At 28.6% G+C, this 24,501-nt stretch carries 24 protein-coding genes; 5 read left to right on the top strand and 19 right to left on the bottom strand.

The window, feature by feature from the left end:
* Positions 1 to 380: 380 nt before the first annotated feature.
* From CSPA_RS15915 to CSPA_RS29200, 6 genes are all read right to left on the bottom strand, one after another.
* Positions 381 to 1,634 (bottom strand): glycoside hydrolase, encoded by a 1,254-nt coding sequence (locus tag CSPA_RS15915; RefSeq protein WP_015393355.1) that lies wholly within the window; start codon positions 1,632 to 1,634, stop codon positions 381 to 383.
* Positions 1,635 to 1,753: 119 nt separating this feature from the next.
* Positions 1,754 to 3,022 (bottom strand): glucuronoarabinoxylan endo-1,4-beta-xylanase XynC, encoded by a 1,269-nt coding sequence (gene xynC / locus CSPA_RS15920; protein WP_015393356.1) that lies wholly within the window; start codon positions 3,020 to 3,022, stop codon positions 1,754 to 1,756.
* A gap of 151 nt (positions 3,023 to 3,173) precedes the next feature.
* Entirely contained in the window at positions 3,174 to 4,700 is a 1,527-nt protein-coding gene (locus tag CSPA_RS15925; protein WP_015393357.1) for a glycoside hydrolase family 43 protein, read from the bottom strand.
* 668 nt (positions 4,701 to 5,368) lie between these two features.
* Positions 5,369 to 5,641 carry a hypothetical protein gene (locus CSPA_RS15930; RefSeq protein WP_017810555.1) on the bottom strand — a complete coding sequence of 91 codons (273 nt, stop codon included), beginning with the start codon at positions 5,639 to 5,641 and terminating at the stop codon, positions 5,369 to 5,371.
* Between the two features lie 389 nt (positions 5,642 to 6,030).
* Entirely contained in the window at positions 6,031 to 6,798 is a 768-nt protein-coding gene (locus tag CSPA_RS15935) for an EFR1 family ferrodoxin (RefSeq protein ID WP_015393359.1), read from the bottom strand.
* Positions 6,799 to 7,055: 257 nt separating this feature from the next.
* Complete coding sequence (locus CSPA_RS29200; RefSeq protein WP_242832599.1) at positions 7,056 to 7,271, bottom strand: ArsR/SmtB family transcription factor; 216 nt, start codon at positions 7,269 to 7,271, stop codon at positions 7,056 to 7,058.
* Here CSPA_RS29200 and CSPA_RS30605 point away from each other — a divergent pair.
* Both CSPA_RS30605 and CSPA_RS15945 read left to right on the top strand, forming a co-directional pair.
* Positions 7,180 to 8,400, top strand: a complete 1,221-nt coding sequence (locus tag CSPA_RS30605; protein ID WP_015393360.1) for a recombinase family protein — start codon at positions 7,180 to 7,182, stop codon at positions 8,398 to 8,400. The genes CSPA_RS29200 and CSPA_RS30605 overlap by 92 nt on opposite strands.
* A gap of 145 nt (positions 8,401 to 8,545) precedes the next feature.
* A complete protein-coding gene (locus CSPA_RS15945) occupies positions 8,546 to 8,842 on the top strand; it encodes a hypothetical protein (RefSeq protein ID WP_015393362.1) in 297 nt (98 codons plus the stop codon).
* Between the two features lie 240 nt (positions 8,843 to 9,082).
* Here the strand turns inward: CSPA_RS15945 and CSPA_RS15950 are convergent, their stop codons facing one another.
* From CSPA_RS15950 to CSPA_RS15970, 7 genes are all read right to left on the bottom strand, one after another.
* Positions 9,083 to 9,949, bottom strand: coding sequence for a GNAT family N-acetyltransferase (locus CSPA_RS15950; RefSeq protein WP_015393363.1), 867 nt, complete (start codon positions 9,947 to 9,949; stop codon positions 9,083 to 9,085).
* Between the two features lie 191 nt (positions 9,950 to 10,140).
* Positions 10,141 to 10,308, bottom strand: coding sequence for a hypothetical protein (locus CSPA_RS30235; protein ID WP_015393364.1), 168 nt, complete (start codon positions 10,306 to 10,308; stop codon positions 10,141 to 10,143).
* A gap of 49 nt (positions 10,309 to 10,357) precedes the next feature.
* The gene (locus CSPA_RS15955; protein ID WP_015393365.1) at positions 10,358 to 10,588 is read right to left on the bottom strand and encodes a hypothetical protein; all 231 of its coding nucleotides are present in this window, start codon (positions 10,586 to 10,588) and stop codon (positions 10,358 to 10,360) included.
* A 70-nt stretch (positions 10,589 to 10,658) separates the two neighbouring features.
* Positions 10,659 to 11,165, bottom strand: a complete 507-nt coding sequence (locus CSPA_RS15960) for a hypothetical protein (protein ID WP_015393366.1) — start codon at positions 11,163 to 11,165, stop codon at positions 10,659 to 10,661.
* A gap of 172 nt (positions 11,166 to 11,337) precedes the next feature.
* A complete protein-coding gene (locus tag CSPA_RS30240; RefSeq protein ID WP_015393367.1) occupies positions 11,338 to 11,475 on the bottom strand; it encodes a hypothetical protein in 138 nt (45 codons plus the stop codon).
* 18 nt (positions 11,476 to 11,493) lie between these two features.
* Positions 11,494 to 12,138, bottom strand: coding sequence for a pentapeptide repeat-containing protein (locus tag CSPA_RS15965; protein WP_015393368.1), 645 nt, complete (start codon positions 12,136 to 12,138; stop codon positions 11,494 to 11,496).
* Between the two features lie 243 nt (positions 12,139 to 12,381).
* Positions 12,382 to 14,223 (bottom strand): replication-relaxation family protein, encoded by a 1,842-nt coding sequence (locus CSPA_RS15970; RefSeq protein WP_015393369.1) that lies wholly within the window; start codon positions 14,221 to 14,223, stop codon positions 12,382 to 12,384.
* Positions 14,224 to 14,540: 317 nt separating this feature from the next.
* Here CSPA_RS15970 and CSPA_RS15975 point away from each other — a divergent pair, with 317 nt between their 5' ends.
* Together CSPA_RS15975 and CSPA_RS15980 are read left to right on the top strand one after the other, a co-directional pair.
* A complete protein-coding gene (locus CSPA_RS15975; protein WP_015393370.1) occupies positions 14,541 to 15,218 on the top strand; it encodes a response regulator transcription factor in 678 nt (225 codons plus the stop codon).
* Positions 15,215 to 16,465 (top strand): sensor histidine kinase, encoded by a 1,251-nt coding sequence (locus CSPA_RS15980; protein WP_015393371.1) that lies wholly within the window; start codon positions 15,215 to 15,217, stop codon positions 16,463 to 16,465. The genes CSPA_RS15975 and CSPA_RS15980 overlap by 4 nt, the downstream gene beginning before the upstream one ends.
* Before the next feature lie 77 nt (positions 16,466 to 16,542).
* Here the strand turns inward: CSPA_RS15980 and CSPA_RS30245 are convergent, their stop codons facing one another.
* Both CSPA_RS30245 and CSPA_RS15985 read right to left on the bottom strand, forming a co-directional pair.
* Positions 16,543 to 16,692, bottom strand: coding sequence for a hypothetical protein (locus tag CSPA_RS30245; RefSeq protein ID WP_015393372.1), 150 nt, complete (start codon positions 16,690 to 16,692; stop codon positions 16,543 to 16,545).
* Between the two features lie 68 nt (positions 16,693 to 16,760).
* The gene (locus CSPA_RS15985; protein ID WP_015393373.1) at positions 16,761 to 18,080 is read right to left on the bottom strand and encodes an ATP-binding protein; all 1,320 of its coding nucleotides are present in this window, start codon (positions 18,078 to 18,080) and stop codon (positions 16,761 to 16,763) included.
* Between the two features lie 211 nt (positions 18,081 to 18,291).
* Between CSPA_RS15985 and CSPA_RS15990 the strand changes: the two genes are divergently transcribed.
* Positions 18,292 to 19,584 carry an NCS2 family permease gene (locus CSPA_RS15990; RefSeq protein ID WP_026106375.1) on the top strand — a complete coding sequence of 431 codons (1,293 nt, stop codon included), beginning with the start codon at positions 18,292 to 18,294 and terminating at the stop codon, positions 19,582 to 19,584.
* Positions 19,585 to 19,658: 74 nt separating this feature from the next.
* On the opposite strand, the gene CSPA_RS15995 is transcribed toward CSPA_RS15990, so the two are convergent.
* From CSPA_RS15995 to CSPA_RS16010, 4 genes are all read right to left on the bottom strand, one after another.
* Positions 19,659 to 20,273 (bottom strand): NUDIX hydrolase, encoded by a 615-nt coding sequence (locus CSPA_RS15995; RefSeq protein WP_015393375.1) that lies wholly within the window; start codon positions 20,271 to 20,273, stop codon positions 19,659 to 19,661.
* Between the two features lie 136 nt (positions 20,274 to 20,409).
* The gene (locus CSPA_RS16000) at positions 20,410 to 22,314 is read right to left on the bottom strand and encodes a bifunctional 4-hydroxy-3-methylbut-2-enyl diphosphate reductase/30S ribosomal protein S1 (RefSeq protein ID WP_015393376.1); all 1,905 of its coding nucleotides are present in this window, start codon (positions 22,312 to 22,314) and stop codon (positions 20,410 to 20,412) included.
* A 13-nt stretch (positions 22,315 to 22,327) separates the two neighbouring features.
* Entirely contained in the window at positions 22,328 to 22,981 is a 654-nt protein-coding gene (gene cmk, locus CSPA_RS16005) for a (d)CMP kinase (protein WP_015393377.1), read from the bottom strand.
* A 282-nt stretch (positions 22,982 to 23,263) separates the two neighbouring features.
* Positions 23,264 to 24,487 (bottom strand): BaiN/RdsA family NAD(P)/FAD-dependent oxidoreductase, encoded by a 1,224-nt coding sequence (locus CSPA_RS16010; protein ID WP_015393378.1) that lies wholly within the window; start codon positions 24,485 to 24,487, stop codon positions 23,264 to 23,266.
* Positions 24,488 to 24,501: the final 14 nt, after the last annotated feature.

Below are 24,501 nucleotides of genomic sequence, written 5' to 3' on the forward strand. Positions count from 1 at the left end.
TATATTGATTTGAAAAAATGATAACGAAAGTATAAACTTTTGGTATCCTCTTTTTCAAGAATCATTTTAATCAGTAGTTAGCTGTTTATAATACCTGGCATAAATCTTAACTTATGACATTACATCATTGCAGCCTGTTGCTAAAAAATTTGTTGAGCTATTAATATATAATTTTGAAATATACACTAGTAGCTCCATAGCCACAATTCTATCTAGTTATGACTTTAAATTTGCAAATTTTACAGTTTCAAGGTCTTGTAATTGACAGCTGAAGCTGTCAATCAGACCTCTGAACTTCAATAATTAACTTCATTATTGAATGTATGATATTTCATACTCCTTGAGTTTCTGTAGCTAAATCACTTATTATTAAAATAGTGCTACTTAATATCCCCCACAAATGTGGTTACACTTTCTGCTGGAAGTGACGCTGTAAAGCTTCCATTAGTTACATTTATATCAGAATTTGATTTAACCATGTCTGACGTTGCTGAAGTCACATATGATGATACACTAGAAACTTTACCATTTTGTACATTGAAACTTTGAGTTACTGGGGATTTTCCTTGATTTATTGCAAGAATAACTACTTTATTATTTCCTGTATATGCAGATAAATAAACATTTGATTGTGGATTACTTGTAGTATTAACTCTGTTATAGCCAGAACGAATGAATTTTGAGAATTGACCAAGTACATATGCTCGTTTATTAGCTTGACCAGACCTAGTATACAAACCATTTCCATCATTAAGTATCCACCAATATACATAGGCATTCATGTTTCCAATTGTCATACAATCATTAATTTCTTTAGCCAAATCCATACTTGAACTTATATTTTCACCTTGAAAATAGTGTTCTGTCATCCATAATTCTTTTCCTTCACTACGTGCTAAAGGATAATCCTTAATAGTAGCTCCATAAAGATGTCCTCCAACAATAGATACATAAGAAGAAGCAGCAGGATCATTAAGAGTTGGATTTGACATAGCCTGATTAAAATTTAGAGATTCAGGCATAATGATTTTAACAGTTTTAGATATTGTAGAACCATAACTTTTTACGAAATCATATAATTCATTTCCTGTCCAAAGACATCCATCATAATCAACTTTCCAATCTGGTTCATTTTGAAGAGAAATTGCATATAAAGGTACTCCATTATTAGCAAAGTAATTTGCAAAAGTCTTTAAATAAGCTGCATAATCAGCATAAGATGAAATCTTTAAAGATCCTTGGCCTTTTATTGAATTATTAGTTTTCATTGAAGCTGGTGGTGACCATGGAGTTGCAAAAACAATAGCTCCTCTTGCAGCCGCCTTTTTTGCATTAGAAAGCTCATCTGCCCATCTACTATAATCTCCTTTATTCCAGCCTTCATTTGGATCAATACGTACTCTCAAAATACTAAGTCCTATGTTTTTATAAAGAGTATCCATCGAAGAATCATTAAGAGCTCCACACCACGCACTAGATGCACCAAATCCCGTGATAAGTTGTTGTTTGGATGACAAATTTACTGTTGCATTATTTGTTGCTGCATTAGCTGATATAGAAAAACCTGCAAATGATAAACATGTTATGGAAAAGGTCATTAAAGATATTAACATTTTTTTTACTTTACTGTTCATTCTAATATCCTCCATTTCATTTAATACAATTAATTAATTCTTTAAGAAACATTTTGTAATTTATTGAAATTAAAATATATTATTTGATAGTTCTTAAGTTAGTTGTAATTGAAGCAGTTCTACTTAATGTCTCCTACAAATGTAGTTACACTTTGTGCTGGAAGCGATGCTGTAAAGTTTCCATTTACTACATTTATATCAGCTGATTTAGCTATGTTTTGTGATCCTGTTGTTACCCATGATGACACTTTAGAAGCTGAGCCATTTTGTATATTGAAGCTTTGACTTACTTGAGATGTTCCTTTGTTTATTGCAACAATAACTACTTTGTTATCACCTTTATATGCAGACACGTAAATATTGGATATTGGATTCTTTGTTGCATCAACTCTTACATATCCTGGACGAACAAACTTAGAGAACTGAGCCATCATATAACCACGCTTGCTTATGTTACCATCCTCTTTCATAGGACCATATTGCCTACGGATGTACCACCATGTATATGCTTGAAAATCTCCCTCTACCATAGCATTGTGCACATGATATGCAACGTCCAATGCCTCAGGCCAACGATCTGCTGAGTTATTGTCACTATTAGGAACGTATACTTCTGTCATCCATAGCTCTTTTCCTGCTCCTTTTTGTTTGAAAAGAGGATAAGGGAAATCTTTAACCTGAGTACCATAAGTATGGGTACCAAGAACATCCATATTGGCAAGGGCCTTCGAATCGTTCAAAATAGGGTCATACATCTTTTTTTGATAAGAAAATGACTCAGGTGACATTACCTTACAATTAATTGATCCAGCATTTTCTTTCATAAAGCGAAGTATTTCTTCTGGAGTCCACCACGTCCAATCTTTTCCATAATCAGGTTCATTTTGAACAGAAATAGCATACAGACTCACACCATTATTCTTCATGTATGAAACAAAATCGTTAAGATGCTGTGCATACTCCGCATACTTATCATATCTAAGTCGTTTTGCTTTCGTATCACCATTACGATTGAAAGTCTCAGTCATTTCACTTGGAGGATTCCATGGCGAAGCAAAAACTATTGCTCCGTGTTCAATAGCTTTTTTAGCAGTTTCTAATTCTTTGTACCAATTATTTTTATTATCATCTACATAGATTCTTAAAATAGAAAAACCTAACTGATTATCACCATTACCAAAAGCTGTTTCTCTTTGAGCTGCTGTCAAATCTCCAGCCCAAGCTGGGTGGTTTATTCCTCCAAATCCACGGATCACTTGCTTTTCTCCAGACAAATTTATTGTAGTATTTGATTCTGCATTAGCTGTTATAGATAATGCTGTAAATAGTGAACATGTTACTGAAAGTGTTAATAAAGATAATACTATTTTTTTTATTTTAATGTTCATCGTTAATATGCTCCTTTTTTACTTCATCTAATTGATTTTTTTATATATTTTTATTGATAAAATCGATATTGATTACTTCTTTCTTTAAGTAGTTAACTTTAATAATCATTCAATAAACTTATTGAATGATTAAGATTTTCTCTCTGCGGCTTTAGCTAAATTGCCAATAATCAATATTAAATAAGTTTTTATTACTGATTCCAGTAAATTTAAAGAAAATATTGTGAACACCACTAACACTTTTTACATTACATTGCATTTCTTTCCACTGTTGTTCTCCCCCTGTAGGACTTACATCAAGAGTACCAATAAGTTGGCCATCTAGACTATCTAGATGTATTTCTATTTTTCCTCCCACTGTCGATGCAATATTTGCTTTAAATGATTTAGCTCCATTTCCAAAGTCAGCCTTTGATACAGCTAGCCAATCTCCATTATTTATGCTTGTAACATCAAGATTAATGTTTTTTACTATATTTCCTAGCGCTTGAGATTTTTCAGTTGAAATACCTCCATTCCAGCCAATTGTTTCAGCCTCAGTCCTTGTATATGGATTGAGATTAGCAACTTGAGGTACACCTTGCATGTCTGCTTGTACATCTTTTATAGTTCCATTACTATCATATTCAAGCTTATTAATATGAGGAGAACGGTATCCTTTCGTAACTCCTAAAGCTTTTCCAAGAGTTTGAGTATGATATGTTACATACCATTGGTTCTTAAATTGAAAAACAGCATGATGATTGTTGCCACCAACTCCGAAAAATCTTCCTGGATTTTTAAGGAAAGTACCCTTATAAGTAAATGGTCCCATAGGATTATCACTTACCATGTAAGCAATTTCACCTTGAGGCGGAGATCCAGCTGGATGAGTACCAGCGAAATTAGAACAATATGAATAATAGTATTTACCATTATATTTGTGTATACCTGAATCTTCAAACATAAATTGAGAATCAATTACAGCTGCATTCCCCTCGGTATGAATCATATCACTGGTTAATTTTATAACTCTAGCTGTTTTGGGATTTGCAATTTGACTTTGTGTACGATTGTTACCACCTGGTATACCACCACCGAAATATAGATAACCTGTTCCATCATCGTCAATTAATACCGCTGGGTCAAAAAGCCATACAGTTTCAGTGCTATTAACTCCAGGAGTGCTGGTAGTAATCAAAGGTTTTTCAATAGGATCTGCCCATGGTCCAATTGGTGTATCTGCTGTAAGTACACCAATACTACCTGCATTATTGGCAAAATAAAGGAAGAATTTTTCCTTACCATTTATGACTTTATGCGTAACTGCTGGTGCCCAAGAATTGCTCGCCCATTTTGCTGCTCCATTTGATCCTGCAACTGGAATTTCCCCATGATCGGTCCAGTTTACCATATCATCAGATGATATACAGGTTATTGACTTGATATTACTATAATTATTATCAATAACATTTCCGTTACTATACATATAAGCATCACTGCTCATATAAACATATACTCTGTCATTGTAAACCATAACATACGGATCTGCACCAAACTTTTGTGTCATAAGAGGATTAGAATACCCTGGAACTTTTGCTATAGCATTTGTATCTGCACTTGCTATTGTAGGTGTACTTACTCCAATCCCAAATAATAATGTAAAAGCTAATAAAAGTGAACTTGATCTTTTTAACATTTTTAAATTCCCTCCCCTATAAAATAATATTTCCGTTCATTTGTTTAAGTTTTTAGTTTTCAATTTAAACTTTATTGATATAAAAAACATGCTATTCTCAATTTTCTAGCCTCTTGAAGATTCATTTGAATACGTAAATATTTTTTAGAATCTTAGATTTTATATATCACCTCCTATTTCAGTTCTTTATATCTTAATATTCTTGATAATTATTTTAGCTGGTAAATCATCCTTAAGAGTTTTAATCTTATTGATGTCTGTGGATTATAAAATTATAACTAAATACATATTTTGTCTAAAAAGGAATCAATAAGATTTCACCAAAAATATTGTAGTAATTTTAACAAATACTATATTATTTGACAATAATTTTATCGTAAAATAACATTTTTTAATCTTGTTTTAATATTTATTTTCATTTTTTAATTATATTAAAAAACAAAATAAATATGTTAGATAATAAATCTATTATGGTTATTTCGTAAGCGTAAAAGTTTTGGTACCTATTTTAAAATTTTCATATGTATTAAAATATCCCAGTAAGGCAATTATCTTTACTGGGATTAATTTTATTTCTTATCTTTAATTCTAATATTTTCAGGAATATAATACTAGGTATACAAATCGCCATCTTTCTGATAATATTCTAAATAGTAATAGAGCGGCAACTATAAATAGTATACCTTGCATTTTGTGATGAATCCACCATTCATCACAAAATGCAAGGGAGAATTAATAAGTCGCCCCAGAAACAGTTCTCCCTTGATATGCATAACTAAATCACTTATAAAATTATAAGTGTAGCTGTATGAAGGTGATTTCCACGCTGAGGCTGCAACTGCTTCTGTAATCAAATATTGAAATCCGGCTAAAATAAGAAGTATTGCTGCATATGTTAAATTTTCACTTTTTTTATGATTTTTAATTTTATTTGTATTCATATGCATAGTTCACCCTTTTCTTTATATTTTTAACTATACTTATATAATTTGATTTTATAAATGAGCCCACCATCAATGAATGTCTTTATTTATAATACACCTCTACATCATTGGCTTATAGAAAGGCGATTAGATAAAACGAAAAAATTATTAATATGCACTTCTATGATGTTTGGAGACATAATTTGAAAACAGTATACATTTTTATAGAAAATTTAAGTGACACTACAGGTGCTCTTAAATTTTCTATAAACAACAATATAAGAGAAAAGGAACATTTTAAATTTTTACATAGCTTTATTAATATAAATAAGGATGAGTGTAAAATTCCTACCAACTAAGTAAAAGGTGACAGAAGTTTTTTATATCAGTATTAAAAATTTATTCTTTTAATCATTTGCAGCTATAATTTCTTTCAAAGTTACATTTTCATTCATAAATCGTGCATTTGAATTTTTTTCTCTATTTAATTTTATTGCTTTCTGGGGACAAAGATTTATACAAGCAAGGCAGAATTCACAATTTTGTCCATAAACTGGTTTCGATTTATCAACATTTTTGCTAATTGTAATATTGTCCCGAGGGCATACCTTTGAACATGTTCCGCAGCCATTACAATCATTTCCAACAAAAAATTTCTTAACAGAATTAAAATTTGGAAATATTTTGAACATACTTTGAATGGTGCTTGTAGCCATTGAATCTAGGAATGAACCATTATTGATATAGTGCTTATTTTGATTGATATCCTTTAACAAGCGGTTGAAGTTTTCATTTATATTCTTTGATTTAAGTTTTTCTTTTTCCATATCAAAAACTGGCAAATAATTGTCAATCATGAGTAATTTATCTGCATATTGTATATGAATATTATTCTCTTGCGCAAATTTCACAAACCAGTTAATACCACCTAGTGTAAAATTCCCATAGGTCATAATTACAAAGATATAAGGGCTTTTTAATGTTACCTTCTTTATAAATTCACGTACAATATTAGGAACTGCAGCATCATAACAAGGAAATATTATCCCAATTTTTTCATCTTCAAAATCAAACTTATCGCCTTTCAAGATTTTAGGTATTGAGTAGAGTTCTCCTCCAAATCTTTTAGCAATATCCAAACTGTTACCAGTAGCAGTGAAATAAAAAATTTTCATAACAAACCTCCATTGATGGGGATTGCAGGTCACGTAATTAGCAATCAAAAACTGTATTATGCCAACAAACCCAAGTAAATTTATTTTTTTAACAAACTTCTATATTTTAATACTTTGATAATTATCGAATTGTTTGCTAAATTTTAAAGACGGCTTTTAGATATAAGATACTAACTTTTTTAGAAATATTTTATTAGTGGTAAAACTATTAAATGATTCTTAAAATATCTTATAAACTCTCTTAAGAATCATTCATGTTATATTGATAGCAGTTTGTTAACTTCTTCAACCAACGCTTCATTCACTTTACAGATCAAAAATTTACCCCTTTTATCTGTACTTATTAAATCAGCATTAACCAATTCTTTAATATGATGTGAAATGGTAGGTGCACCGATATTCAAAGAGTTTATAATATCAGTAACAAAACACTCACCTTGGGCTTCAAAACCAGATTCATTGGCTTCAGCAATTTTTAGATATAACTCAAGTCTATTAGGATTTGATAGTGCCTTAAATATTTTTGCTGCTTGTTGTGAATTTTCTCATTTACTTGTTTGGAAAATAGATAGAATATCCCGAAATCTTTTAGATTTTTGTTCTATGTATGATGAACTTAAAAAATATAATTGTATTTTTGTTAGTAAAAATGAGCAATTTGATACAAGCACGGCAATGGGTGAAGCAATGCTTAAAATAATACTTGTATTTGCTGAACTTGAAAGAAAACTTACTGGAGAAAGAGTTACTTCTGTTATGTTAGATAGAGCCAGTAAAGGATTATGGACTGGTGCACCGATACCTCCAGGATATAAATGGGATGAAACAATTAAATTTCCTATCATTGATGATGAAGAAAAAAATACTGTTGATATAATTTTCAAAACTTATTCAAAGACTGAATCTTCTTCAGCAGTTACCAAATTACTAAATACTAATGGAATTAAAACCAAAAGAGATGGTCGCTGGACTACTAAAACTATATGTGATGTAATTAGAAATCCATTTTATAAAGGCACTTATAGATATAACTACAGAATACCTGGTCATGGAAAAGTGAAAAATCAAGATGAATGGATTATAATACCAAATAATCATGCTGGTATTATAAGTGAAGAGCTTTGGGAAGAATGCAATAAAATAATGGATATCAACGCTAATAAAAATAGTGCTAGATTCCGAAGGACTTCTAAAATTCATATTTTTGCTGGACTTCTTGAATGTGGTGAATGTAACAATAGATCAGACAAAACAAGCCTTGATGGTTTTACTCCTGGTTTATATACATGTTCAGGACGATATAATCATTTAGGATGCAGCCAGAAAACAATTAGTGATACAATAATCGGAAATTTCACTTTGAATTTTATATCTAATATTATTAAAAGTTATAAAGAAAAAGGGAGTAGCATTTCCTTGGATGATCTGGAAAGAAAGCTTTTAAGTGGTACTTGCTTTAAAGATATAGTCGGTATTAGTGAAATTGAAGATCTATATAACTCAATATTTTATTCTCAAAGTAATACATTCAAACCTTATAAAGAAGGAAAAACAGAATCGAATATAATCGATATTGATTCAAATAAATTTGAAGCCGAATAAAAAAATCTGCTTCGCAGACTGTGAGTTTCTGCTACTTTTAAAGTTATCCACAAATTTTATTGCATTATAATTTCCTAAAGAATTAAAAAAAGCTCAAAGAGCTTTAGAAAGATTAGAAAATTTATATCTTTATGATAATGGAGATATGTCTGAAAAAGATTATTTCTTGAAGAAAAATAAAATCAAAAATGATATTAATGAAATAAATAAAAAAATCAATGAAACTACTTCCACTGATCCATCAATTTATAATTTTAAATTTTTCTTAGATGTTACAACTCTTGAACTTACAAATAAACTACTCGAGGGAAATATAAACATAAAAGAACTGATTCAGAATGTAGGTCGAGAACTAATAAAAGACTTTGTTAATAACTTAATTAATAAAATAATAATAAGAGATAGGCAAATTCTATCTGTAAATTTTATATATAACGCTTAAACTGTCTATTTATCACGCATTTCAATTCTTCTTTTCTTCTACTAACGGACATCCATACGTTTGAATAAAGAAGTATTTTTATTTTTTGTTCTTCTAATTGTTCTATATTAAAATTCATTAGTATTCCTCCGTTTTAAAACAAGTTCCATAGTACTATAACAAATTCTCTATATAATTGAAAGACCAAGATGAAACTCAAAAAATAAAGAAGTCATATTATAATACAACTTCTTATTTTTATTAATTAATATACTTGTACCAACTAACAAAGGATTGGTATTCTTTAAATCCAACTTTGGTATATAAAGCTATAGCTTTTAAATTATCCTTATCCACTCTAATATATACATTATTTATTGAATTTTGTTTACAAATATTAATTAGATATCTTAATAGCACCTCACCATAACCATGTCTTCTGTGTTCTTTTAAAATCCCAAGATTCACTATTGTATATAATCCTTTGTTATATATCACTTGTCCATAACCTACAACTTGTCCTTGATTATTATAAATAAAAACTCCAAAGTTGTTAATGTAGTACTCTTCAGCTTCTTCCCTTCTAACATCCTCTATGGTCAATGGTATTCTATTTTTGTCATTAAATACAGAATTTTGAATTTCACATCTTAATTCTTCATCTTGGCCCTCTTTAAAATGCCTAAATTTAATACGATCTTTAATAACATTACTAAAATTAGTTGTTTTAATTTTCATCAAAATATTTTTGGAATTAACATTAAAATTTAATTTTTTCATAATATTCGAATTCCTCGAACTTGCTATCATATCGTATCGAAATGTAGTTCTCTTAAAAAAAGATAACATTTTTGCATTTATCATATCCATATATTCTTCTTTCAAGTATATAGCATATATATTACTTAATCCACTTTGAGAAGGATATTCATACCATATGTATCCAATATATTCTTTATTGACCTTAAATAGCTTTATTTGCTTTCTTATTAGATATTTTATTAAAAAATGTTCTTCATCATATATTTCAAAAAAACTTTTATTGCAAGTATAAGCATCTTCATTTTTATTATATAATTTCCTAAAATGCTCCATATTAAATAATGACAATTTTTCTAGTAAGACCATATTATTTCCTCGTTTCCCATTTTATAAATAAATTATAATTCTAATAAATTACCTAGTCAACAAGTAATAAAATGCAATCCTGTTAATAAATTTAGAAGAACAACTTCCTCCATACAATATATACATATCATTATATGAAGGAAGCTAAATCTATATTCATGATAAATAACTAAATTTTTATAAAAGATACGTTAACACCATCTACTATTAGATTCTTTATCTTTTTCTATCTTTCCTTCAAAGCCTTTGACCGTATAGTGTTCTGTCAAAACATTTGGTTCATATGAAATATAACCACCTTGATAAGGGATATAATTATCATTCATGTTTTTTTCTTCATCATTATATTGTTTACTCATAATATACCAACTCCTTCATCAATAAAAGTAGCGTGTATTACAATTATAATTATTTTGATGTTGAACACCATTGATTATTAGTAGCAGTCTTTTCTTTTTTTTGAGTAGAATCCTCTTTGTCATAAGTTAACGGAACCGAAGACCACTCATTATTACCAGCATCTTTTTTATCAGAACTTGTACGACCACCTTTTACATTTGATTGTAGATCAGTTGCATTGGGACTTACACTTGTGAAACTTGCAAAATTATTTGATTGATTTTTAATTTCATTTTTCATAATAACCACTTCCTTTCTACGAAAATATATTGTGTAGTTTAGCTTGTTTCTATCCGTATTTTATTTATCCTCAATTATCATTTTTATCATAATCTATATGTTCCAATACTTCTAAAAACATATTATACATTTCAACCTTCTTATCTTCACTAGAAAGGCATTTAGTACCAAAACTTAAAATTGTAATAAAGTATAAAGGAAATAATAAAGGACTAATTTCATTTATAAAATGATCCATGTAATAAATAATTCCGCTAGACGCTAATCCTGCTAAAAATGATGCAGTAATTCCACATCCACCACAATTATAAGAACCTAGTTTACTTTTTACAAAAATTTTTTCCATCGTAATATTAATATTTTTTTCATTTTTATACCACTTTATAATTTTGTTATATATAATAAATTTAGTTTTAGTTTTATCATTGGTTAACTTTAATATTCGTTTATAACTATCTTTGTATTTAAGGATGATTTCTTCAGTATAAATCTTATATACGTTTGTATTTTGGGTTTCTTTATTAAATTTTCTTCTAGCAAAACCTTCGCTTATTTTACAAACACTATTATTTAACACAAAAAGCTTTCCTTCCAAAATTAATATTCCTATGAATTATATATATGTTTCAATTATCAAAGTTCGATTATCAATTATCAGCTAATTGCCAAATTATTTCTGAATTTCTTTAAAAAATCAAAAACAGGAGGTTTTAATAAAAACACTCCTGAACTCGTATTATGTATTTATTTTATTTTTTCTTTGTAGAGTCTTTATTGGTCGAAACAGTTTCATCTGATCTTAGCCATGAATTTAATATAGCCTCAGCAGCTCTAGAAGCTTGTTCCTCAGTAATTGTAATTTTTTTATTACCATTTTCCTTACTCATAAAAACCCTCCTTAATGTTTAATTGTGCATATTTTCTATCAATCTAATAACATAGCTTAAAGTATAAAAATCTCTATCAATTTCATATTTTATATAATGAAATCCTTCAATTAAGGTTTTTTCATCAAATATTTCACTTAATCTAAGCAAAGTTAATTTATTAATATTTCCATCCTTTGTATCAAATACCCTAGATTTTTTAATATATTGATTATCCATTAAGCCAGTTACTATATTCTCTAAATCCTCACTTATTTCTAATTCAGGAACTTCATCAAATATTCTTATACCTTTAGTGTTCTCATTTAAATTTTTTGCTTTTGTTGTGTCACAACCTAAAAATATAGTATTTTTAAATTTTGCATCACTAAAATCAACACCATCTAAGTTAACTTCTTCAAATATTGTATCTTCAAATTTAGCTTCTTTAAACTTACAACCTTTTAAATTTGATCCGACAAATTCAGCTCCTTTAAAACTACATCTAAAAAAATTACATTTTTTAAAGTGAGCCCCTCTTAAATTTGCATAATCAAAATTTGAACATGAAAAATTACAATTATAACACTTACTTCTTCTAAGGTTTTTATAAATAAAATTTTTATTAGTCTTTTCTGCATTATCATAATAAAAATTTTCTGGTGCACTTCTGTTTATAGACATTATTAATATCCTTTCCTTATTGTCATAACAATTATCGTTATAAATCAATTTATTTTATATTTGTCTTTATATTCTATCACAATTTAAAGAAATTATATACACTATAGGCTTATTATATCTGGATATGAAGAAAAATATTTATAAGATTAGTTACTCAAAAAATATTAATGAGTTATTTAACAATAAGTGGATTCAAGATGTATTTACACATTTTGAATCCACTTATTATTTGCAAACTAAATTTTATTGAAGTGGCTTTAATTCTCCGCCACCGCTTAATGTTATAGTCTTTCCACCTAACCAGCTGTTTGTACTGTTAGATGCATCATAATAAATTATATTTCCATTGTCTTTAATATTTGATAAATCTGTATCCTCATCAGACAAAACAGCTATATATGAAGTTCCTGTTACTGTCCAAGTTGATGTCTTATCTAATGCTACTGTAACAGATTTTGCTGTCTTATCAGTATTTATTGTACTTATTAATGTTGAGTTATTTTTTAAATTTAAAATAACAGTACTGATATTATCACAAGTTATTGCACCTTCAAGTGTTTGACTGTCAGCATTTAATGTAACATTTCCACCATTAGATCCTTGATTCCCCCATCTTGAGGTAGCTGCTGCATTTAATAATACTCCTGAACTATTCTTTAAGGTAGCTCCTTTTAAATTAATTTCAGAATCAGTATTTGTGATAAAGAATAATGCACCTTCTACTGATGTAAGAGTTCCACCTGTCATGTTAAAATAACTGGTTCCTACACCTGAATCACCTGACATACTTTGATAAAGCATAACTCCATTTTTCTTCTCACCAGAAATTGTACAATTATTTAATGTAATTGAGTTCTTTCCTTCAACTACTGCTGCTTCTGATCCTGTAGCAGTAAGATTAGAATCCTTTGCTGTAATGTTTCCAGTTGAATATATTGCTGGCGAATCAGTTCCAGTTGTTTTAACTGTTCCATCTGTTAAATGAACTGTACCTTCACCTCTGTCTGTAGCAAGTCCAGCACAATGTGTTCCTTGAGTGTTTACTTTTGTATTTTTAGCAATTATAGTTCCATTATAAGTTGCATCTAAACCTCTTGAAGAATTTTTAGTTGTATTAATAGTTACATTTGAAACATTTATTATAGATGCATCACCTGTTGCAAAAATTCCATTCGAACCTTCAGAATCTGTGTTTATTGTACTGTCGCTAATTGTTATATTACTAGCCCCTGCTGCAACTACTCCACTATTTACTCCATAAAAATTACATTCATCTTCAGAAGTTGTATCTCCTGATTTATTAATAGAAGCTCCTGAAATATTTATATTTCCTCCATTGGCAGCTAATACCCCATTTTGGTCTGCCGTAGTAGCAGTGATTTTTTCATTTGCAGAAGTTTTTGTTTCCCCATTTGCTGAATATGTTGCTGTTAATGTAAGCTTACCAGTTTGAGCTCCTCCAGTATAAGTAGCATTATTAGATTTTACAGTAACGCCTGATACATTTCCTGTACTATCATAATCTATACTTAATATTTCACCTATAGTTATATCTGCTAAAGTACCTGCTATAGCTTTACTACCTTTTGCTACCGAGATAATTCCTTCATTTTTAATTTCAATAGTCTTTTCTTCTCCATTTGTTTTAAATGTAGTTGTACTTGAATTCCCAATTCCTGGTGCTCCATCACCTTGTGGCATTTCTGGAGGCGTTCCACTATTATCTCCAGTCCCTTGACCATCTACTGATTGATCTCCAGCTGTTTTATCAAGTGGTGCTGAATTGTTGTTTTGAGTATTTGTTTCGCCTACTGGCTTATCTGGGGGGGCAGAATTTTGTCCTTGTCCATTGGCTGTATTTGAATTTGTTGTAGTAATTTCTTCTCCTAAAGAGATAGTAATTTTACTTCCATCAATTCCTTTAACTTTTCCAAGTAATGTAGTATTTTTACTTTGTTCTGCTGTTACAGTTGTTGAAGTCACCTCAGCACTAGCTGTTTTATTTGCACATCCAACAAAAGTACTTCCTATTATAAAACTTGCAACTAAAACTGCTATAATCTTGTTATATTTTTTTCTTATCATATTAATTCCTTCTTTCAAAAATAGTTTTATTATCATTGATAACTTTTAATATCAATGCTTTTATTTCTAATTATTTATTGTTTTGTTCTTGTTTATGTCTGTATTGTAAAACATTAACCTTAAATTAGTCTTAAAGAATTATTTCAGGTTAATTTAAGGAAACTATGCTAAAATTAAATTGCATATATAAGGAACGATAATTTGACTTACAGATATTTATCCTTTGTGTGATTTAAGATTTTATTTTTTTACATTAACATTAAAACTAATTATAAAATCTCAAATGCATATTTATTTAAGAAATGAGGTAAAACCATATGAGAATACTTATAGTTGATGATGAAATCAGATTAGCTGAAGCCTTAGGCCAAATAATGATTCAAAATAAATATATTGCTGATATAGTTAATGATGGTGAATCTGGATATGATTATGCAATGAGTGGTATATATGATGTTATTATATTAGATGTAATGTTGCCTAAAATGAATGGCTTTGAAATAGTTCGTAAAATGCGAGAAAATAATGAAAAGACACCTGTAATATTATTAACTGCAAAAGATGAAATTGCAGATAAGGTAACCGGCCTCGATTGTGGAGCTGATGATTATTTGACAAAACCTTTTTCGCCCGAAGAATTACTTGCAAGAGTTAGAGCATTATCAAGAAGGCAAGGCGAAATAGTTTCTAATGAACTTAAATTTGGAGATTTAGTTTTAAATCAATCTACAAATACACTTTTATGTAATAGTAAATCAATACGCTTAGGTTTAAAGGAATTTGAAATCTTAAGATTATTAATGTCTAATCCAACCAGTATTATTACAAAAGAAGATTTGATATTAAAGGTTTGGGGTTCTGATTCTAATGCTGAAGATAATAATGTTGAAGTATATATTTCATTTTTAAGGAAGAAGTTTTTCTTTTTAGGTTCAACTGTAACAATAGAAACAGTTAGAAAAATAGGATATCATTTAGGAGAAAATAAAAAATGATTAATAAATTAAAAAAGAAGTTTGTCCTTATTAACATGATTTTGATAAGTATTATTCTTATTTTTACTTTTGGAGCTGTGTACATTTCTACCAGTAATAGACTTGTACGAGAAAGTAATGATACTCTTCAAAAAACCATTGAACAGGAAAATGAAATATTAAAAAAACAAATTAACATCGGAGAACAAAATGTTGATTCTCTTCCACCACAACCACAAATTATTTCTTTTGCAGTTCAATTAGATATCAACAACAATATAACTAATGTATATTACAATAATATAGATAAATCAGATATTGTCACCTTAAATACATTAGTAAATTCTGCTTTAGCAAATGCAAATTTAAAAGGAATAATTCAAAATGAAAACTTCCGATTTCTAAAATATCCAAATGAAAAAGGAGTGAAAATTGCCTTTACTGATAGAAATTTAGAAATAAACACCCTAAACTCTTTATTAAAAACATTTATTTTAGTTGGAATTGGAAGTTTAATTGCTTTTTTTATTGTTAGTTTATACTTAGCTAATTGGGCAGTTAAGCCAATAAAGAAATCTTGGGAACAACAAAGGCAATTTGTTGCAGATGCTTCTCATGAATTAAAGACTCCACTTACAGTTATATTAGCAAATGCTGATATTGTTTTATCACATAAAGAGGACACTATATATAATCAAGTTAAATGGATTAATTATATTAAAGCTGAAGGAGAAAGAATGACAACTTTGGTTAATGATCTTTTATTTTTAGCAAAATCTGATGCTAATAAAAATGATATTGTTCTGTCTAAAGTAAATTTTAGTGATATCATATGGAACTGTGTTCTTCCCTTTGAATCAGTTGCTTTTGAAGAGGAAAAATTAATTGATAGCGAAATAACTTCAGACCTTTATATAAATGGAGACAATAATAGATTAAAACAATTAGTATGTATTCTTATTGATAATGCAATAAAATATTCAAAGGAAAGAGGTACTATAAAAGTAACCTTAACTAAAGTTCAAGATAAAGCAGTACTATCGATTAATAATGAAGGTGAACCTATTTCAAAAGAAAAAATCCCCTATATATTTGAACGCTTTTATCGAATAGATGAATCAAGAGCCAGAAAAAAAGATGGTTATGGTTTAGGACTGGCTATTGGAAAGACAATAGCGGATTCTCATAATGGTAAGATAGCTGTTAAAAGTTCTAAAGCTGAAGGTACTACTTTTAGTGTTGCTTTCACATTGGCAAAAAATACTTAGAACTAAAAATATTCTGAAGAATATCTATGGTAATATTCTTCAGAATATTTTGCATTTTGTATAAGTATTAGTTCATTCTAATATTTATTATTTATTGTTATATCTTTACCTCTAGAAACTCTTTTTGTCCTTAATTCATCTCTTTCTTTTTCAACATAAGATTTAACTTTCGACTGTGACATACTACCAGATTGTAAAATCAGTTTTTCTTTTTTATCTTTAGACACTCTAATCACCTCCCATCTAATTTATAGTATTAGTGTTATGGCGATAGTTATGTATACAAAGAAAATTATTAATTCATTTCACCAATAAACCAATTAATAAATTGAACTGCAGTTCTTGGTGATCGAGCATTATACCATCTTACCCATTTTAATGCTTCTTTATGCAAATATTCTTTATCAACCTCTAACCCTCTAGCTTTAGCTATATTATCAACTATTGTTAAATATTCTTTTTGATCTGGAGAATAAAATGATACTGTCATACCAAATCTATCAGCTAAAGATAACTTCTCTTCTATTGCATCATTTGCATGAATCTCATCACCGGATCTTTCACTAAAAGTTTCTTTAACTAAATGTTTTCTATTCGTTGTTGCATAGATCAATATGTTATTTGATCTATTTTCTACTCCACCTTCTAATATAGTTTTTAACGCTGAATAACTTGCTTCCCCTTCCTCAAAGACTAAATCATCAACAAAAATTATAAATTTTAGTTTTTTATCCTTAAGAATTCTTATTATCCTAGTAAAGTCTACTAGTTTACTTTTATCAACTTCAATAAGTCGTAACCCTTCATTATAAAATTCATTTATAATAGCCTTAACTGTCGATGATTTTCCTGTTCCTCTTGAACCATATAATAGAATATTGTTAGCTAGATAACCTTTCAAAAATTGCTTAGTATTGCTTATAATCGTTTCTTTTTGATCTTCATATCCAACCAAATCTTGTAATCTCACTGGATCTGGAGTTTTTATTCCCCTAAGATACTTTCTATCATTTTCATGTTCCCAAACAAAAGCCCTATATTCTCCAAATTCCCCTGTACCATATTGATTATAAAAACTTATAATCTCATCTAAATATTGTGCCCAATTATTATTAGAAACAATACGATTTTTTAACTTATTTATAGCTTTTTCTGATTCAGCTTCATCATCTTCAAGTTTTAAATCAATCAGTGATTGAATTATATCTATTTGAAAAGTCTTAGCTTTGCTTTTCGATATAATTACTTCTTTAATATTAGAGGATTTGATATTAGCTATATATTCTAAAGCTTCAAGCTCATATTTCACTTGATTTAATATGCTGATGTTATTTAAATTATTATTATCAATAATCCTTGTAAAAGGATTACTGTCTAAAAACAATATATCTATTATAAATTTTTTAAAGCAAGTATTGCTTGTCACATCTAATAAAGAATAAATAAAATCATTATATAGATTTATAGCTTTCTCAGCAGATATTTTATCTTTTTCTATATACTTTAATAATGCTTTATATTTCCTTATCACATTATTTTCTTTAATGTTTGTAAATATACATAACGAATTTATCATTATCCTTGTTTTGCTTATTTGCTCAAATTCCAGATTCATATAAACGCCCCCATTTATTAGTATTAAATAATATTTTACTACTATTTCTAAAACAATACCATTATTTTTATATATAAATTCTTATTTAATACAATCTTTAAAGTTAATACCAAAATAGGAACTCAGAGTTGACATATATTTTATTAATGTTATAATAAACATGCACTTTTTGTGCGGGTGGGTGAGGGAGATTTGAAAGTTGGTTGAAAGGATGGAAAAATTATTTAAACTAAAAAAACACAAAGTTACAATTAAAAGCGAAATTTTAGCAGGACTAACTTCTTTTGTTGCATCAATGTACATAATTATTGTAAATGCAAATATATTAAGCGATGGAGGTATTTCTGTTAAACCACTAATTATAGCTACAGCACTCTCCTCAGCTGTAAGCTGTCTACTAGTTGCATTTGTAAGCAACACCCCACTGATAATTATGCCAGGTATGGGAGTGAATGCATTATTTACTTATACTTTAATTCGTACTCTTGGTCTAGATTATCATCAAGCATTAGCTTCAGTTTTTATCTCAGGAATAATATTTATGATGATAGCAATTACGCCATTATCAAAGCATCTTATGAAAGCTATTCCCTATAACTTAAAGCAGGCTATTACTGTTGGTATAGGATTATTTATAACCTTTATTGGTTTACAAAAATCAAAAATCATCGTATCAGATGCTTCCACCATGTTAAAACTTGGTGATATTACCAGTCCAGAAGTTATAGCTTTTATGCTTATTATGGTTATTACTTTAATACTATTTTTAAAAAATGTGCCTGGAGGTTTCTTGATTTCAATAACTTTAGGTACATTACTTTGTATGTGTTTAGGTATAATTAACTTAAACAATGTTCATTATACAATGCCTAATTTCAATGAATATAATGATATATTCTTCAAATTAGATTTTAGTGGATTAAGCACAGTTAAATTCTGGATAGGAACCTTTTCATTAACATTAGTATTGGTTTTTGAAAATATCGGTATACTTCATAGTCAAGTTTCAGATTTACTTAAAGCTCCTGATAAAACTAATAAAGCATTAATGTGTACTTCATTTTCTACTATAATATGCGCACTTAGCGGTACAAGCCCTGCTGTATCGACTGTTGAAGGTACTGCTGGTATTACAGCTGGTGGAAAAACAGGATTTGTTAGTATGTTTACAGGTTTGCTATTTTTATTATCAATATTCTTTATACCATTTATTTCTCTAATACCTGATGTAGCATTGGCACCAATTCTTATAATAATCGGATGTCTAATGAGTCAGAATTTAAAGAATATAGATTTTAATGATTTAAGTGAATTGTTTCCAAGCTTTGTAACCATTATATTAATGCCATTAACATATAGTATCGTAGATGGAATAGCTTTAGGTTTTATCCTATATCCGTTGTGTAAGCTATGCCATAACAAAGGTAAGGAAGTATCTAAAATCATGTATAGCACTTCATTTATTTTCCTGCTATATTTTGCAGCAAATTCTTTTATTAAGTAATACATTCAAAATTTAAATAATAGAACAAAAAAGTAGGTCATAATTATTAAATAATATATGTCCTACTTTTTTGACTATGCTTCAGAAAAAAGTTCTTCTCCCAACAATGCAAAACTTTGAAGTAATAAATAACATTTGATATCAAACTTATCCTTAGATGTAATTAATTCTACGGCTTCTTCTTGAGATACTAATAGAGTTTCAATACATTCATCATCCTCTAAATATGCATCACTTACTTCACCTTCACATGTACAATATGTAAATGCTAATGATTCATCTGTCATTCCTGCTGATACATAAACCTGTTCAATACTTCTATTTTTAATAATATCTACTATCTTAAGACCCGTTTCCTCCATTAATTCTCTACCAATGGTACTCTTAGCATCTTCACCCGGATCGATAAGACCTGCTGGCAATTCATATACAAAACTGTTTAATGGTATTCTAAATTGTTTTATAATAACTATCTTTTTTAGTTCTTTATGATAAGCTGCTATTATTACTCCATCAGGTGAATCCTTTTTATTTTCAAAAAATTTCTGCTGAATAGTTTCATTATCTTTCCTAGATGCTATTGTCCATGTTCTTATATCACCAACTTTATTTTCGTATTCCGCTTCATATAACTTTAAATATCTCGTTTCAATCAAGGGTTTAACTTTTGCAATTTTATTTTGTTTCATAAATAAATTACCTCCTAATACACTAAATATAAATATTAAAAATACTACAAAATAAATATGCTATTTTGTAGTATTTTCGAATTTATATGCTTCTATTTTTTAAAGAAAAGTTTTCTTATAAATTACGAAGTATTATTTATACATCTTTTATACTTAAACTTATTCTCTTATTTTCTTCATCTACACCTAAGATTTTTGCTTTGATTTCTTGACCAATTTTTAATACTTCTGATGGATGTTCAATTCTATTATGTGATATTTTTGAAATATGAACTAAACCATCAACACCTGGTTCTAATTCAACAAAAGCACCAAAATCATTTAGTCTAACTACTTTTCCTAAAACAATTGATTCTTCAGGGTATTTTTCTTTAGCATTATCCCATGGTTTTGGCATAAGTTCTTTCATACTTAAAGATAACTTTTTAGTTTCTTTATCTAGATCTATTACTTTTACATCTATAATTTGACCTTCTTTTAATACATCCCCAGCATTTTTTATATGATTCCATGAAATTTGTGATAAATGTAATAATCCATCTATACCATTAATATTAATAAATGCGCCAAAGTTAGTAAATCTCTTAACTTCACCTTTAACTACATCTCCAATATTAATATTTTCTAATGCTTTTGCTTCTTCAGCATTCTTTGCTTCTTCTAATAATACTCTTCTTGATGCTACCACTTTTACTGGTTTACCTAAAGAAAAATCAATTAACTTAACTTCAAGATTCTTTCCAACGAATTCATCTTTATTTTGAATAAATCTTATATCAATTTGAGAAGCAGGTATAAAAATCCTTACCCCTTTATAATCTGAAACCAATCCTTTTTCTCTTGCTTCTTTAATATTCACTTCAAAAATTGTACCTTCAGTAAATAACTTTTCAAGTTCTTTATAAGCTTCTTCTCTTTCATATTCTAATCTTGATAAAACTACAAAGCCATCGTTATTTTGCAATTTTATAACCTTTGCTTTTATTAAATCTCCAACATTAATAGAATCTGCTAAAGATTTTGAATCGCCCTTTGTAGTTAATTCATTATATGGAATGATCCCATCAATCCCATATCCATTCATTTCAATTACAATTCCATCATTATTTTTTGATATTACTTTTTCTTCAACTTCAGTTCCAATTATAACCTTAATATCGTTTTGGTTCATTAAGTCTAATTGATTTTCAGTGTTTACATTGTTTTCTGTATTCATAGTATCTAGTACCTCCCTAATTATCCAATCTGGTGTTGAAGCACCAGCTGTAACTCCTATTTTTTTTATATTTTTATTAATAAAATCCTTAGGTAACTCTTTAAAGTTTTCTATATGAATTGTATTAATACAGTTGTCTTTTGCAATTTGATATAACTTTGTAGTATTAGAACTATTTTTTCCACCAATAACTATCATAGCATCGGCTTCTTTTGATATTTGATTGGTGCTTTTCTGCCTAACTTCTGTTGCTGAACAAATTGTATTAAAAGCTAGTAATTCTTTAACTCTACTTAAATTTACTAATGTATTCTCCCAATTTTTCATTTTTTCTGTAGTTTGTGAAACTAGGCAAACTTTTTGGGGAATCTGTTCTTCAAAAGTTCCATCTTTAGTAATTATTGCTTTGTTATTACACCAACCATTGATCCCAATAACTTCTGGATGATTTTTATCTCCTAATATTACTATATGATAACCTTCTTTTGAATATTTCTTAACCTTCTTCTGAATATTAGTCACAAAAGGACATGTTGCATTTATAACTGTAAATTGTTTGTTCTCAAGATAATCCAAAATCATTTCAGAAACACCATGAGATCTAACCACAATTACATCTCCAACACTTAATTTATCTACCTCTTCAAATTCTATTGAATATATATTATTATTTTCTAAAAATTTAACTACATCATTATTATGTATTAATGGACCTAAAGTATATATTTTCTTATTATATTCTTTTTGGATTCTTAATGCTTCATCTACTGCTCTTTGTACTCCAAAACAAAAACCCGCATTTCTAGCTAAAAGAACATCACTCATGTTTGTCTCCCTGTTACTTTCCTTTTTTTATATACTCGCTTATTGTTCGAACAACTCCATTTATATCTAAACTAGTTGTATCAATTTCAATAGCATCATCAGCTTTCCTTAATGGATCTGTAGCTCTATGAGTATCTTTATAATCTCTTTCTATTATGTCCTGTAATATCTGATCATATGAGCATTCTATATTTCTATTATTTAGTTCTTTAAATCTTCGATTAGCTCTTTCCTCTGGACTAGCTGTTAAAAAGAATTTAAAGTTTGCATCTTCAAGTACAACGGTACCAATATCTCTACCATCCATAATTACATTGAATTTATAAGACATGTCTCTCTGAAGTTTTACAAGCATTGTTCTTACTTCTGGAATGCTTGCATAATTTGATACTATGTTACTTATTTCAGGTGTAGTTATCTGATCTTGAACATTTTCACCATTTAAAATTAAATCATCATTTTCAAAATGCATTTCCATATCATTTACAATACTACAAATTTCATTAATTTGTTCAGGTGACAAATTGTTCTCTGCAGCTTTTAAAGCTACAGCTCTATACATAGCTCCTGTATTTATGTACATTAGGTTGTATTCTTTTCCTACTAATTTAGCTATAGTACTCTTTCCTGCACCAGCAGGACCATCTATTGCTACCGAAATTTTCAAAACTTTCTCCCCATTTCTGAATCTATAAATTTATGTCTTCCTTAAGATTATATAATTTTTTACCAACTGAAACAAGAAGATATTTAAAAATCGAAAATTCTATACTGATTTAAATATTTAGCTTTCTGCTCTTTTTATATAAATATAAGATCCGTATTGTGGCATAGCCACTTTTTTTATATGTGCGTATTTTGGCAGACAAATCTTTTTCTATAAGTTCCGTTGTTGCAGCATAGCTGCTCTTTTTATATTAAGATCCTTATTGTGGCATAGCCACTCTTTTTATAGGTGTATATTATTTCCAGCTATGTAACCAGTTGAGAAGGCAATCTGAACATTATAACCTCCAGTAAAAGCATCTACATCCATAACTTCTCCAGCAAAGGAAAGATTGTCAATTAATTTTGATTTCATTGTAGAAGGATCAATTTCTTTAATATCTACTCCACCAGCTGTTACAATTCCTTCTTCTAACGGACGTAATCCTTTAATATCAAAATCAAAATCCTTAATTACTCTACCTAAATTTTTTCTTTCTTCCTTAGTTATTTCATTAACTTTTTTATTTTCAGGAATATTTGCTCTTTCAATAACAATTGGGATTAATTTTTGAGGAAGTAATTCATCTAAAGAATTCTTAAAGTCCTTATTTAAATATTTACCAAAATCCTTTTGAATCCTTTTATCAAGTTCTCCTAAATTTAAAGCAGGCTTTAAATCAATATGCAATCTATATTTTTTCCATTTTTCTATAAATCTACTCCCACTTAAAATAATTGGGCCAGAAACGCCAAAATGAGTAAATAACATTTCACCAAAATTCTTATATACTTCTTTTTTATCATTTTCTTTAATTATTATCTCAACATTTTTTAAGGATAATCCCATAAGTTCTTTAACTTTTTGATCTACAAATTCTATTGGAACTAACGCTGGTGTCATTGGAATTATTTTATGCCCTAACAATTGAGCAAACTTTTGACCTTCTCCCCTAGAACCAGTGAGAGGGTACGATGCTCCTCCTGTAGCAAAAATAAAATAATCACCAATTAGCTCTTCATTATTGTTAATTTTAATACTTAATATCTTTTTATCCTTAAATTTAATATCTGTAACCCTAGAATTTAAATTTATTTTCACATTGGTTCTACTCAATGCATTTGATAATCCTCTTATTATATCTGAAGATTTATCTGAATACGGAAATACTCTATCTCCTCTTTCTACTTTTAACTTAATCCCTTCATTTTCAAAAAACTCCATAGTGTCTTTATTAGTAAAAGTATACAAAGAACTATATAAAAAATGAGAATTACCTGGAATATAATCAAAAAACTCTGATATGTCTTTTGCATTTGTAACATTACATCTGCCTTTACCAGTTATAAATAATTTCTTTCCTATCCTTTCATTCCCATCGACTAAAATAACATCATGTTTTTTTGAAGCTTCCAATGCCGCCATCATTCCAGCTGGACCTGCTCCTATAACTATAACTTTACTCAATTTAAAAATCCCCC

Origin of the sequence: Clostridium saccharoperbutylacetonicum N1-4(HMT) (assembly GCF_000340885.1) — a bacterium.
Classification (GTDB): Bacteria; Bacillota; Clostridia; order Clostridiales; family Clostridiaceae; genus Clostridium; species Clostridium saccharoperbutylacetonicum.